Origin of the sequence: Micromonospora luteifusca (assembly GCF_016907275.1) — a bacterium.
Taxonomy (GTDB): Bacteria; Actinomycetota; Actinomycetes; order Mycobacteriales; family Micromonosporaceae; genus Micromonospora; species Micromonospora luteifusca.
The window spans coordinates 679,070-692,284 of the sequence record NZ_JAFBBP010000001.1 but is presented as its reverse complement, the minus strand read 5'-3'; the positions used below and the strand labels follow the sequence as shown (position 1 = coordinate 692,284).

Genomic DNA, 13,215 nt, shown 5'->3' with positions numbered 1-13,215 from the left:
AGGGGACGACCGTCATGAGCGCAGACACCGACATCGCGATCATCGGAGTCGGGTGCCGGTTCCCGGACGCCTGGACGCCTGACGAGTTCTGGGGCAACGTCCGCAAGGGACACGTGTCGACCCGCGATCTCAGCGACGAGCAACTGCGGGCGGCCGGCGTCGACGAGGCAGCGCGCACTGAACCCGACTTTGTCGGCGTCGGTGCCGCCCTGCCCGGGGCCGCGGACTTCGCCGCGGACTTCTTCGGCTACCTGCCGCCCGAGGCCGAGACGACCGATCCGCAGCAGCGGCTCTTCCTGGAGGTGTGCTGGGAGGCACTGGAGTCCGCCGGGCACCCGGCCCGCCCCGAGGGCCCCATCGTCGGCGTCTTCGCCGGCGCGAGCCCGAGCGCGTACATGCAGGCGTTGTTCGCGGCGAAGGCCGCGCGGGAAGGGTTGGCCGCCGCCGTCGACGATTTCGACCTGCACCTGGGTGGCCAGGTCGACTTCCTCACCTCCCGGGTGGCCTACAAGCTGGGCCTGCGTGGCCCCGCTGTCGGCGTGCAGACCGCCTGCTCCTCAGCCCTGTACGCCGTGCACTACGCGGTCCTCAGCCTGCTGTCCGGAGAATGCGACATCGCCCTGGCCGGTGGCGCGTCGGTCTCGGAGCCGGTGGCCGGTTACCGGTACGTGCCCGGCGGCCTGATGTCCGCCGACGGCATGTGCCGGGCGTTTGACGCCCGCTCCACCGGTACCTCGTTCACGTCCGGTGTCGGGGCGGTCGTGCTGCGTCGGCTCGCCGACGCACAGGCCGACGGCGACACGGTGCTGGCAGTTGTGCGGGGCAGCGCCGTCGGCAACGACGGCAGCGACCGCTCCGGCTTCACGGCGCCGAGCCCGTCCGGGGTGGCCGACGTGGTAGCTGCCGCCCTGCGTGTCGCCGGCATCTCCGGCGACCAGCTCCGGTACGTCGAGGCGCACGGCTCCGGCACCTCGCTGGGCGACCAGATCGAGCTGCGTGGCCTTGCCGAGGGCATCCGCGCCACCACCGATCGCACCGGCTTCTGCGCTCTGGGCTCAGTGAAGGTCAACATTGGACACTGCGGGTCTGCCGCCGGCATCGCCGGTCTGATCCAGGCCGTGCAGGTCGCCCACACCGGTGTGCTGCCACCGCACCCGCTGTTCGAGCAGCCCCGCAATCCGGGGGCGCTCGCCGAGAGCCCGCTGTACCTGTCCCGTGAGGCGGGTGTGTGCGCCGACGACGACCGGCATGTCCTGGTCAACTCGATGGGGCTGGGCGGCACCAACGTGGCGGTCGTGCTCGGGGCACCGCCCGCATCGACCCGCCCGTCGGCCCCGACCGGTGACGCCGTTCGCCTGCTGCTCTCCGCCCGTAACCGCACCGAACTCGACGCGATGTCGCGCCGACTGGCCGACGTGCTGGACACCGGCGAGTTGGCCGCCTCGGACGTCGCGTACACGCTGCGGGTCGGCCGGCAGTCGTTCACCGAGCGTCGGGTCGTCACCGCCCCGGCCGACCAGCTCGCCGCCGCACTGCGACTGCCCCGCCCGCCTGCCGCGCGTACCGTGCGCGCAAATCGGCTCCGCCCGGTGCTGGTGCTGCCGCCCGACAACAGCGCCGAGGCGGCGGTGCTCGACCGGCTCCGTGCCGCCCTGGGGCCCGCCCTGGAAATCGCCGACCAGGCCGTCGTGCCGGCCACGCCGGGACGGTTCACCCTGCTGCTCGGAGACGGCACGTCCGGCCGTGACGTCCACGTGCTGCCCGTGCGGCCGAGTGCCGACGATGTCGATGAGGCGCTGGCCAACGCATGGCTGCACGGCGTCGACGTGGACTGGGCGGCGCTGCCCGACCTGGCCGGACGGCGGGTGCCGATGCCCACGTACCCCTTCCAGCGCCGCCGCTACTGGGCCCTGGACCGCATCGGCCCGATGCTCGCACCCACCGCGCCGGCACCCGCCGCAGTACCGGTCGACGGCGACGCCGACCCGGTCGAGGTGGAGCTGGTGCGCATCTGGCGTGAGTTGTTCGGCATGGATGGTGTCGGGCTCGACGACGAGTTCGGCGCCCTCGGTGGCTCCTCGCTGTTGTCGGTACGCATGGCGCTGGAGATCCAGCGCTCGCAGGGCGTGCTGGTCAACGTGCACCGCGCCGGCGGTAGTCAGGCGACGATCCGCCGGCTGGCGAAGATGGTCCGTGGCCTGCAGGGATCCGGCGGCGCCGGCCGCGGACCGGAGGACATCGACGAGGTTGCCGACGGTGACGGGGCCCTCGTCGACGTGGACCTCGACATCGACCTCGGTCCGCTGGCGACCGAGCCCGCGGAGGTGGGCACCGACGTGCTGCTCACCGGGGCGACCGGATTCCTCGGCGCATTCCTGCTGCACGAGCTGCTGGCCACGACCAGCGGTCGGGTCTACTGCATCGTGCGCGCCGCCGACGAGGAGTCGGCCCGCGAACGGCTGGCGACCACGGCGGAGAAGTTCGCCCTGCCGGTCCCCGACCCGGCGCGGGTGCATGTCGTTCTTGGTGACCTGACCGACATCGCCACGATCTGTGAGACCTACCGCGATGGCGAGTTGGCTCGCCGCGTCGGCTCGATCCTGCACTGCGCCGCCAAGGTGGTCTTCACGGAGCCGTACCGGACGCTTCGCCAGGACAACGTGCTGAGCGTGGTGGACCTGGTCCGCTGGGCCCGTCGGCACGGCATCCGCGATGTCGGTTTCGTCTCGACGGTCGCCGCCACCCACTACGCTCTCGGCACCGACGGTCGGATCCTGGAGACCCGCGAACAGCCGCTGGACCCGCTGCAGGGCGGGTACGGCGTCAGCAAGTGGGTGGCCGAGCGGATCCTCGAGCGCGCCGAGCGCGACGGCATGCGCATCCGGGTGTTTCGGCCCGGCTTCATCCTCGGCTCCACCCGCACCGGGGCGTGCAACGACAAGGACCTCATCTGGGCCATTCTGGCCAGCGGCCTGGCCGTCGGCGCACATCCGCTCGACGACCGGTCGCTGCCGATGGCGCCGGTGGACCACGTCGCCCGGGCGATGGCCGAGCTGACCGTCAGTAGAGGTGCGGCTGGTCGCGCCTTCCACCTGGTCGACCGGTACGCGGTCAGCCCGCGTCGGATGTTCCAGCTGCTGGCCGAGGCCGGGCTGCCCACTGAGGCCACCCCGGCCGATGACTGGCAGCAGCGGGTTTCCGCGCAGGCCCTCGACACGGGCAACAAGCTGCTGTCCACGGTGGCGCTGTACGAGCAGGAGGGCCACGAGCTGGACGAGACGGGACTCGAAGCGGAGGCCTGGCAGTCCTGGCTGACCGAGCGCGGTCTGCGCCCCGCTCCGTCGGGCGCGCTGCTTCGTACCTGTCTGACCTTCCTCGCCGACCGCGACCCGGCCTTCGGCGAGCTGCTGAACAACCTGCTCAAGACGACGAACGACGCGGCGGAGGTGCGGTGACCATGATGCAGGAGGAACACCGACTGGCGGTGCTCGGTGCTGGCACGATGGGCGTCGGCATCGCGACGCTGGCCATCGGCTACGGCGTGCCCGTCGTGCTGATCGACATCGACGCGGACCGGCGTGCCGAGGCACCCGACAAGGTGCGTCAGCAGCTGCGCATGGCGCAGTTGATGGGCGGGCTGCGCCGCGACGCGCAGGCCGGCCCCCTCACCGTCACCGACTCGCTCGACGCGGTGGCCGAGGCGACCGTGGTGGTCGAATCCATCACCGAACGGCCGGAATGGAAGGCCAAGCTGGTGGCCGAGGTCAGCACCGTCCTGCCTGCCGGTACGCCGGTGCTGACCAACACCTCCGGCATCCCGGTGGACGAGCTGGCCGGGGCGGCGCTCCGCCCGGAGGACGTACTGGGTGCCCACTTCATGAACCCGCCGTACCTGATCCGGGCCATCGAGGTCGTCCGCGGCCCACGTACCGCGCAGGCCAGCCTCGATACCGCGTTGGACCTGCTGACCCGGCTGGAACGTGAACCCGTGGTCGTCGGTGACGGCCCCGGCTTCGTGATCAACCGGGTGTTGCAGCGAATGATCAACGAGGCGTCTCGGATCGTGCAGGACGGCATCGCCGATCCGGCGGCCGTCGACGCTCTCTTCACCGGCTGTCTCGGGCACCGCACCGGCCCGCTGGCCACCGGCGACCTCATCGGCCTGGACAACGTCGTCGACAGCCTGCGGGTCCTCCTCGACCGCACCGGCGACGAGGGCTACCGACCCAGCGAGCTGCTGATCGACAAGGTGCGGGCCGGCGATCTCGGCCGCAAGACCGGACGCGGCTTCCACGACTACCAAGGAGTGCAGCGATGACCACCTCGACCGGGGATCGGACCAGCGAGGCCGTGCAGCAGGAACTGTTGAGTTTCCTGTCCGAGCACACCCGCACCACCTGGGCGCCCGACACCGATCTCTTCGCCCAGGGCGGGGTCTCCTCGCTGTTCGCCATGCAGTTGCTGGTGCACATCGAGAGCACCTACGGGATCAGCATCACCGGTGACGATCTCAACCTGGACAACTTCCGCACCGTGCAACGGATGACCGCCCTGGTGGAGCGCCTCCGCGGGGAGGGCAGCGATGGCTGACGTCCGCGCCGACCTGCAGGCCCTCGTCACCGACCTGATCGCCGGCCACGCCGGTGAGTGGGACCGGCGCGGCGAGATCCCGGTCGAGGTGATCCGTAAGGCCGGGGCCGCCGGCGTGTTGTGCGCCCAGGTCGGCACCGCCCACGGCGGTCCCGGCCTCAGCAGCGTCGACAACGGCGAGCTGACCGCGTACACCGGTGGCCTGTGCAGTTCGTTCCGGAGCCTGATGACCTCCCAGGGCATGGCCGCCTGGACCATCTCCCGCCTCGGCGACGCCGGTCAACAGCGGGAGTGGCTGGCCCGGCTGACCGGCGGGGAGCTGGCCGCTGTCGCGTTCAGCGAGCCGAACGCGGGCAGCGACCTGTCCGCGATGGACACCCTGATCGAGCGCGACGGTGACCACGTCACGGTGACCGGTGCCAAGCGTTGGGTCACCGGCGCCGCCTACGCCGACGTGGTGCTCGTCTTCGGCCGGTACGGCGCCGGCGCTGCGGCGATCCTCGTCCCGACGACGGCTCCCGGCGTGACCGTCACCCGGGTTCCCGACCCGCTGGGTTGCCGGGCCGCCGGGCACGCCGACGTGCGCCTCGACGCGGTCCGGCTACCGGCGGCGTCGCTGCTGCGTGGTGCCGGTCAGCCGTTGTCGCTGCTGGTGACCACCGCGCTGACGTACGGCCGAATCTCGGTGGCCTGGGGTTGCGCCGGCATCATGCGGGCGTGCCTGGCGGCCAGTGCCGCGCACGCCACCACCCGGCAGCAGTTCGGCGTCGCGTTGGCCGATCACCAGCTCATCGCCCGACACCTGGCGGAGCAGTATGTCGCCGAGCAGACCGCCACCAGGCTGTGCGCACACGCCAGTGCCGCCTGGGACGCCAACTCGCCGGAGCTGGTAACCGCCGCCGTCGTCGCCAAGCATCGGGCGGCCGGTGACGCCACCCGGGTGGCGTCCAGCGCGGTGCAGGTGCTCGCCTCGGCGGGTGCGCAGGACGGCCACGTCGTGGCCCGGGCGCACCGCGACGCCAAGCTGATGGAGGTCATCGAGGGCACCAACGAGATCTGCCAGTTGCTCCTCGCCGAGCACGTCCTGGCGACGGCGGGGGGTGCGCGGTGACGACCGACGACATCGGCATCGGGGCGATTCGCTGCCTGTTGCCCGAGAAGCGGCTGGCGGTCACGGAGCTGCCCGAGCACGCCGCCCTGGGTGTGGTCGAGCAGGAGTTCGTGGGGGCCAGCGGCGTCCGTACGGTCGGTGTCTTCGCCGACGGCGAGCAGGGCGCCTACGCCGCCCAGGTCTGTCGGGAGTTGGCCGCGCAGCAGCCGATCGATCCTGACGTGCTGATCCTGGTCACCGGCCGGGCCCCGGACGTGCTGCTGGGGTCGGATGCCTGCCGGGTGCAGAAGGACAGTGGCGTTTCCGCGTCGATGGCCTTCGCCGTGGACGGGCTCGGCTGCGCCGGGTCCAGCGCGGCCTGGGCGATCGCACGCGACCTGCTGGTCGCCGACCCGTCCCGGCGGTCCGTGCTGATCGCGCACGCCAGCATGCCGACCGGGGTCGACCGCATCCGCTACCCGGTCACCGTCATCGGCGACGGGGCGTACGCGATGACCGTCGTGCGGGGTGGCCGCCCGGTGCTGCGGGCGCACCGGATGGAGACCGACGGCGCCTTCCACGACCTGTTCACGGTCGACTACAAGAGCGCGCCCTGGTACGAGTGGCGTGAGGAGTGTGCCTCGCCGGACCGGTACCGCTTCGAGTTGGCCATGCACAGTCGGGTGCGGCTCGGTCGGCTGGTGGAACAGGTGCTCGCGGACGCCGGCGTCGATCGGGGGCAGGTTGCGGCGACGCTGATGCAGAACGTCACCGCCAGCGCGTACGACTTCTACACCTCGCTGTTGGGCCTGCCCATCCACCCCGTCTGCCGGGAGCACCTGAGCGTGTTGGGTCATCTCGGTGCGATGGACGTGGTGCTCAACCTCGACAGCCTGCTCGCGTCCAAGGAACTCGGCGAGGGCGACCTCGTCCTGGTCTTGAACAACAGCCCCGTGGCCGCCTGGACCGCCACGCTCTGGGAAGTGTGAGGAACGATCGTGAACGACGTGGTCAAGTGCCTCATCTGGGACCTGGACAACACGCTGTGGCAGGGCACTCTGCTGGAGGATGGTGAGGTTGCGCTCACCGACGAGATCCGCGACGTCATCGTGGAACTCGACGCCCGCGGCATCCTGCAGTCGGTGTGCAGCAAGAACGATCACGACCAGGCCTGGGAGCGGCTGGAAAAGCTCGGCCTGGCCGAGTACTTCGTCCTGCCGCAGATCAGCTGGGGACCGAAGTCCGAGGCGGTGCGGTCGATCGCCGACCAGCTCCAGTTCGCGTACCGCACCATCGCCTTCATCGACGATCAGCCCACCGAGCGGGCCGAGGTCAACTATCACCTGCCCGAGGTGCGTTGCTATCCGGCGGAACAGGCGCTGTCGCTGCTCGATCTCGCCGAGTTCACGCCTCCGGTGGTCACCGAGGACTCGCGCGGCCGCCGGGCGATGTACCAGGCGAACTTCCGCCGCGACGCCGAGCGGGCCGAGTTCACCGGCCCGGACGACGACTTCCTCCGAACGCTCGCGCTGGTCCTGGAGATTCAGCGGGCCCGCCCGCAGGATCTTGCCCGCGTCGCCGAGCTGACCGAGCGGACGAGTCAGATGAACGCCACCGGCGTGCACTACAGCGAGGAGACGCTGCGTGGTCTGATCGGCGGCCCCGGACACGAGGTGCTGGTGGTGTCTCTGTCCGACCGGTTCGGCTCGCACGGCGCGGTCGGAGTCGTCCTGTTGGTCCGAGGCGCGCGCGCCTGGCATCTCCGGTTGCTGGCCACCTCCTGCCGGGTGGTGTCGTTCGGTGCCGGATCGATGATCCTGCGCTGGTTGACCGACGCGGCGGCCCGAGCCGGCGTGCACCTGGTCGCCGACTTCCGGCCTACCGGACGCAATCGGATGATGGAGGTGGCCTACCGGTTCGCCGGCTTCACCACCGACTCGTGCGACTGCGTCGACCTACCGGCAGCCCCGGACGTGCAGCTGCTGCATCTGGAACCCGCCCCGCAGTCGCCACCGGACACCATGCGGATACGGGTCCCGGTGCCGTTCTCGACCGCCCCCGACACGGAATGGGTGCGCGCCGATGGCTGACTCGGGCAAGACCCTGTACGAGTGGTTCGCCGAATCGGTGCGGCGTTTTCCTGACGAACCCGCGATCGAGGTCGGCGGTCGGCGTCTGACCTACCGGCAGTTGCACGACGCCGCGGAGACGCTGGCGGGTGCGGTTCTCGCCCGACACGGCCGGGCGCCCGCCCGCGTCGCGCTGCTGGCCACGAGGGACCTGGCCACGTACGTGGGTTACCTCGCCGCCCTGCGGCTCGCTGCGGCGGTGACGCCGCTGAATCCCAGCTTTCCGGCTCAGCGCAACCGCACGGTGTGCGAGCTGTCCGGTGCCGAACTGGTGCTGTCCGACGCCGCGGCAGCGGCCCGGCTCACCGAGTTGCTGCCGGTGCCGGTGCTGGCGGTCGACCCGGCGCAGCTGACCGGCCCGGTCCCGGCGGACCTGGCGCCCTACGACGTGTCCCCGGACGCCGTGGCGTACGTCCTGTTCACCTCCGGCTCCACCGGCCGGCCCAAGGGCGTACCGATCCGGCACCGGAACCTGGCGCCGTACATCGGCCACAACATCACCCGGTACGAGGTGGGGCCGGGTTGCCGTACGTCGCACACCTTCGACCTGACGTTCGACCCGTCGGTGTTCGACCTCTTCGTCACCTGGGGCGGCGGGGCCACCCTGGTGGTGCCGCAGCGCAACGACCTGCTGACGCCTGTCGACTACGTGGTGGACAACCGCATCACGCACTGGTTCTCGGTGCCCTCGGTCGTCTCGGTCACTGCGGGCCTGGGCAACCTGCCGGCCGGTCGGGCCACCGAGCTGCGCTACAGCCTGTTCATCGGCGAACAGCTCACGCTGCGGCAGGCCGAGCTGTGGCGGGCCGCCGCCCCCAACGCCGTGCTGGAGAACGTCTACGGTCCCACCGAACTCACCGTGGCCTGTACCGAGTACCGGCTGCCGGGCGACCCGCGGCACTGGCCGAAGGCGTCCAACGACACCATCCCCATCGGGCCGGTGTACGGCTTTCTCGAACACCTGATCCTGGACCCGGACGGCCGTCCCGCCGACGACGGAGAGCTGGTCGTGCGCGGTTCGCAGCGCTTCGACGGGTATCTCGACCCGGCCGACAACATCGGTCGGTTCCTGCTGCACGACACCACCGGCACCCGCGTGTACGACGGCAGCGAACCGCTCACCGCGGAGCACTACTACCGCACGGGTGACCGGGTGCGCTGGGAGGGCGGTGAGCTGGTGCACCTGGGTCGACTCGACAACCAGGTGAAGATTCGGGGTTACCGGATCGAGCTGGGCGAGATCGAGACCGCCCTGCGACGGCATCCCGACGTTGCCGAGGCCGTGGTGGTCGCCGACGTCCACGATGGTGACGCCCGGCTGGTGGCGTTCCACACCGGCGCGGACGCCGAGCCGCGCGAGCTACGCAGTTGGCTGCGCCAGCACGTGCCCACGCACATGATCCCGTCCCGCTTCGAGTACCGGTCTTCCCTGCCGCTGAACGCCAACGGCAAAATCGATCGGAGTCGACTCATGAGTGCCGCGACCGCGGCCTAGGACCACCGCACCATCACGTCAGCTCCGAAAGGCTGGTTCGATGAACCTCCTGCACCACGTCGTCCCCCCGCCCGGCCCGATCCGGCGGCTGGTCAGCAGCAGCTTCGCGCGCAGTGTCGGGCACGGCATCCTGCTCTCGGTCAGCGTGCTGTTCTTCCTGCGCTCGGTCGGCATTCCCGCTGCCCAGGTCGGCCTCGGGCTGACCATCGCCGCGCTCGTGGGAATGTTGGCCAGCATCCCGGCCGGGCATGCGGCGGACGTGCTCGGCGCGCGCAACACGGCGACCTTCTTCGTGGTGCTCCAGGGCGCGCTGATCTTCACGTACGCCCTGGTGGGCTCGTTCCCGGCATTCGTGGTGGCAAGCTGTCTGGTGGTGCTCGCCGAGGCGTCGTCCAGCGCCTCCCGAGGGGCGCTGGTGGCGAAGGTCGTGCCGGCGGGTGAGCGGGTGGCGGCCCGCGCCTTCATGCGCTCGACCAACAACCTGGGCGTCTCGATCGGTGCGGTGGCCGGTGGTGTCGCCCTGCATTTCGACACCCGGCCGGTCTACCTCGGGATGCTCTTCCTCAGCGGTGTGCTGTACGTGGGCGCGGGCCTGGTCTATCTGACCTTCCCGCAGGTGCCCGGCGTCAGCAAGCCGGCGGAGGGACCGCGGTTGCCGGTGTTGCGAGACAAGCCGTTCGTGGTGATCTCGCTGCTGAACACCGTGCTGATGATGAACGCCGGCATCCTGACCGTCGGCGTGCCGATCTGGATCACCGAGCGGACCGCCGCCCCCACCTGGACCTTCTCCGCGATGCTCGTGTTGAACACGGCCATGGTCGTCCTGTTCCAGGTTCGGGTCAGCAGGGGCGCCGACGACGTGGTGGGCGGTGCCCGGGCGTTGCAGCGCTGTGGTGTGGCACTGGCCGCCTGCTGTGCCATCTTCGCGCTCGCCGCGGGCCGGGCACCGTGGCTCGCGGTCGGCATCCTGATCGTGGGCGCCGTGGTGCACGTGTTGGGCGAGTTGCTCTGTGCCGCGGGCGGTTGGGCACTGGCCTACGAGCTCGCCCCCGAGCATGCCATCGGGCAGTACCAGGGTCTGTTCGCCACCACCGAACAGCTGTCGGCGGCCATCACCCCGGCCCTGGTGACCGCGCTGGTCATCGGCTTCGGCTGGCCCGGCTGGCTGGTGCTGGGCGCGTTGATGCTCGCCGCCAGCGCCCTGGTGCCCGCGGTGGCCCGTTGGGGGCTGCGCACCCGAGAGCGGTACGGCGTCGTGGCAGCCGACCCGGTCGTCCCCTCGCCAGCCACCACCTGACCGGCCGGCTGCCGGTACTACGACCCCGATGACGAGGAGTACCACGCGATGAACAACGAGTACTGGTACGAGTGTTACGGCTTCCTGGTGCAGGTCAACGCCGATCCGGCCGCGCGTCCGGTGCTGGATGACGCCTTCGGGCCGACCCTCGCCGACCCCGACGGTCACCGGCATGCGGCCGGCCCGGTGGTCCGCCTCACCGTACGCGTCGACGACGGGGACGCCCCGGCGGTGGAGCCGCCGCACAACCCGGCAGTGCTCAAAGCCGACATCATCATGATCGACGCCGGGGCGTCCCGCGCCACCGTCGACCCGGCCCGGTGGACCGTCGAGATGACCCTCGCTCGCAGGGACCTCGCCGACCCCGTCGTCTGGGGCCGCTGGATGTTGGAACGGATATTCCTCTACCTGGTGTGCCGATCGCCGCGCCACTACCCGATGCACGCCGGTGGCCTCCAGGTCGACGGGCGTACGGCGTTGGTCTGCGGCCCGACCGGCATGGGCAAGTCGACGTTCACCACCTGGGCCATGCGTCGCGGCGCCACCATGCTGGGCGAGGACATCATGGTCCGACACCTGGACGACCCACCGGGCGTCTTCTGGGGTTACCCGTGCGCGGTCTATCTCACCCCGGAGTTGCTCGACGGGCATCCACAGCTCGCGCAGGCGCCCCGGGCCGCCGTCGACGGCGGCACCAAGTACCGGGTCACCGTGCCGGTGGCGGCTCACGGGCAGACCGGCTCGCTGGCCGAGGTCGACACCACGGTGGTGCTCAATCGCGGCGCCGACGAGATCCGCCGTATCGAGTTCGACGACGTCGTCGGCCAGTGGCGCGACGACTACGCCGCAGGCAAGGACGACCCGGACCTGGTCGCCGTGATCGAGGCCGATCTGCGCCGGTGTCTGGCTGACCGACCAATCTGGGAGCTGTCGGCCTCGTCCGACCTGGACGCGGCGTACGACCTGGTCCTGAAGACCGTCTTCGCGGGGAGCTAAAGTGGATCTCAGCCTCTTCTATTTCGCCAACGACAGCTGCGAAGCCGACGCCGACCGGTACGAGCTGCTGCGTGAGGGTGCTCGGTTCGCCGACGTCAATGGGTTCTCCGCGGTGTGGATGCCGGAACGGCACTTCCATCCGTTTGGTGGGATCTATCCCAACCCCAGTGTCACGGCGGCTGCCGTCGCGCAGCTCACGTCGCGCATCGGCATCCGAGCGGGAAGTGTCGTCGCGCCGCTGCACCACCCGCTGCGGATCGCCGAGGAGTGGTCCGTGGTCGACAACCTGTCCGGTGGTCGAGTGGGGCTCTCCTTCGCGTCGGGGTGGCACGCCCGGGACTTCGCCCTACGGCCGGAGAACTATGACAACCGCCGCCAGCTCATGATCGACTACTTGGAGCAGGTGCGCCGGCTGTGGCGGGGCGAGACGATCACCGTCGCCGACGGCGTCGGTCAGGAGCAGGAATTGCGGATCTACCCGCCACCCGTGCAGCCGGAGCTGCCGGTCTGGGTGACCAGTGCCGGGGGGATCGAGACGTTCCGCGCCGCAGGTCGCAGCGGTGCGGGACTCCTCACCCATCTGCTCGGTCAGAGCGTTCCCGAGCTCGCTGACAAGATCGCCGCATATCGCGAAGCGGCGGCCGAGCAGGCCGAGCCCGGGCAGCGCCCCGGACACGTGGTGCTCATGGTGCACACCTTCGTGGGGGACAGCGAGGATGAGGTTCGCGAGTTGGTCCGCGGCCCTCTGACGCACTATCTGCGCAGCTCGCTCGGCCTGGTGCTGGGTTCGCAGGCGGGCAGCGCCCGCAAGATCGATCCAGCGAAGATGCGCCCGTCCGACATCGACTTCCTGATCGACAGATCGTTCGACAGGTACGTCGACGATGGTGGCCTGCTCGGCGCGCCGGAGAAGGCCCGCAAGGTGCTGGACCGGCTGGCGGACGCTGGCGTTGACGAGGTCGCCTGCCTCATCGATTTCGGAGTGCCCACTGCGCGGGTCCTGTCGGGCCTGGAGCATCTGGGGGAGCTGCGTCCGTACGCGGCGAGCCTGGAAACAGCCCTGCGATGACGAGTCCGACGGCCGCGACGACCGACAGCGAGGGCCGGTTGAGTCCTGACCGTTTCCGCCAGGTGGCCGGACACTTCGCGACCGGCGTGACGGTGCTGACCACCGGGCACCCCGGTGAACTGCTCGGCACCACCGTCAACTCGTTCGTCACGGTGTCGACAGACCCGCTGCTGGTGCTGGTCTCACTCGTCACCGACGGGCGGGCGCGGACGAGCGTCGGCAACGCGGGCAACTTCGTGGTCAACATTCTCGGTGCGGACCAGGCCGAGACGGCCCGCCGGTTTGCGCGCAGCGACCGGCCGACCGGGGTGACCGCCTTCGCGGATCTGCGTTGGCGGCCCGCCCCGCACAGTGGGGCGCCCATCCTCCTGGACGGCATTGGCTATTTCGAGTGCAGGGTGACCGAAGCCGCGGCCGCCGGGGACCACACGCTGTACATCGCCGCGGTCCGGGACTTCGATCTGCTGTCTGACACGGAGCCGCTGCTTTTCGTGCGCAGTCGGTTGACCAGATGCTGACGACACTCGATGGCCCGCTGATCGGTCGCCG

At 70.5% G+C, this 13,215-nt stretch carries 11 protein-coding genes; all 11 read left to right on the top strand.

The window, feature by feature from the left end; translation table 11 throughout:
• The first annotated feature begins 14 nt into the window (after positions 1-14).
• From JOD64_RS02960 to JOD64_RS02910, 11 genes are read left to right on the top strand one after another with little or no spacing between them, the layout of a single operon-like run.
• On the top strand, positions 15-3,455 hold the full coding sequence (locus tag JOD64_RS02960) for a thioester reductase domain-containing protein (protein ID WP_204940777.1): 3,441 nt from the start codon (positions 15-17) through the stop codon (positions 3,453-3,455).
• 2 nt (positions 3,456-3,457) lie between these two features.
• Positions 3,458-4,318: a 3-hydroxyacyl-CoA dehydrogenase family protein gene (locus JOD64_RS02955; protein WP_239559886.1), complete on the top strand. Its 861-nt coding sequence runs from the start codon at positions 3,458-3,460 to the stop codon at positions 4,316-4,318.
• On the top strand, positions 4,315-4,590 hold the full coding sequence (locus tag JOD64_RS02950; RefSeq protein WP_204940776.1) for an acyl carrier protein: 276 nt from the start codon (positions 4,315-4,317) through the stop codon (positions 4,588-4,590). The genes JOD64_RS02955 and JOD64_RS02950 overlap by 4 nt, the downstream gene beginning before the upstream one ends.
• Complete coding sequence (locus tag JOD64_RS02945; protein WP_204940775.1) at positions 4,583-5,701, top strand: acyl-CoA dehydrogenase family protein; 1,119 nt, start codon at positions 4,583-4,585, stop codon at positions 5,699-5,701. The genes JOD64_RS02950 and JOD64_RS02945 overlap by 8 nt, the downstream gene beginning before the upstream one ends.
• The gene (locus tag JOD64_RS02940; RefSeq protein WP_204940774.1) at positions 5,698-6,669 is read left to right on the top strand and encodes a 3-oxoacyl-[acyl-carrier-protein] synthase III C-terminal domain-containing protein; all 972 of its coding nucleotides are present in this window, start codon (positions 5,698-5,700) and stop codon (positions 6,667-6,669) included. The genes JOD64_RS02945 and JOD64_RS02940 overlap by 4 nt, the downstream gene beginning before the upstream one ends.
• Before the next feature lie 9 nt (positions 6,670-6,678).
• Positions 6,679-7,770 carry an HAD-IIIC family phosphatase gene (locus tag JOD64_RS02935; RefSeq protein WP_307813191.1) on the top strand — a complete coding sequence of 364 codons (1,092 nt, stop codon included), beginning with the start codon at positions 6,679-6,681 and terminating at the stop codon, positions 7,768-7,770.
• The gene (locus JOD64_RS02930; protein WP_204940773.1) at positions 7,763-9,304 is read left to right on the top strand and encodes an amino acid adenylation domain-containing protein; all 1,542 of its coding nucleotides are present in this window, start codon (positions 7,763-7,765) and stop codon (positions 9,302-9,304) included. The genes JOD64_RS02935 and JOD64_RS02930 overlap by 8 nt, the downstream gene beginning before the upstream one ends.
• Positions 9,305-9,344: 40 nt before the next feature.
• The gene (locus JOD64_RS02925) at positions 9,345-10,601 is read left to right on the top strand and encodes an MFS transporter (protein ID WP_204940772.1); all 1,257 of its coding nucleotides are present in this window, start codon (positions 9,345-9,347) and stop codon (positions 10,599-10,601) included.
• Between the two features lie 48 nt (positions 10,602-10,649).
• On the top strand, positions 10,650-11,597 hold the full coding sequence (locus JOD64_RS02920; protein WP_204940771.1) for a P-loop NTPase family protein: 948 nt from the start codon (positions 10,650-10,652) through the stop codon (positions 11,595-11,597).
• Position 11,598: 1 nt separating this feature from the next.
• Complete coding sequence (locus JOD64_RS02915; RefSeq protein WP_204940770.1) at positions 11,599-12,666, top strand: LLM class flavin-dependent oxidoreductase; 1,068 nt, start codon at positions 11,599-11,601, stop codon at positions 12,664-12,666.
• Positions 12,663-13,184: a flavin reductase family protein gene (locus JOD64_RS02910; protein WP_204940769.1), complete on the top strand. Its 522-nt coding sequence runs from the start codon at positions 12,663-12,665 to the stop codon at positions 13,182-13,184. Before JOD64_RS02915 ends, JOD64_RS02910 begins: the two co-directional genes overlap by 4 nt.
• The last annotated feature ends 31 nt before the right edge of the window (positions 13,185-13,215 follow it).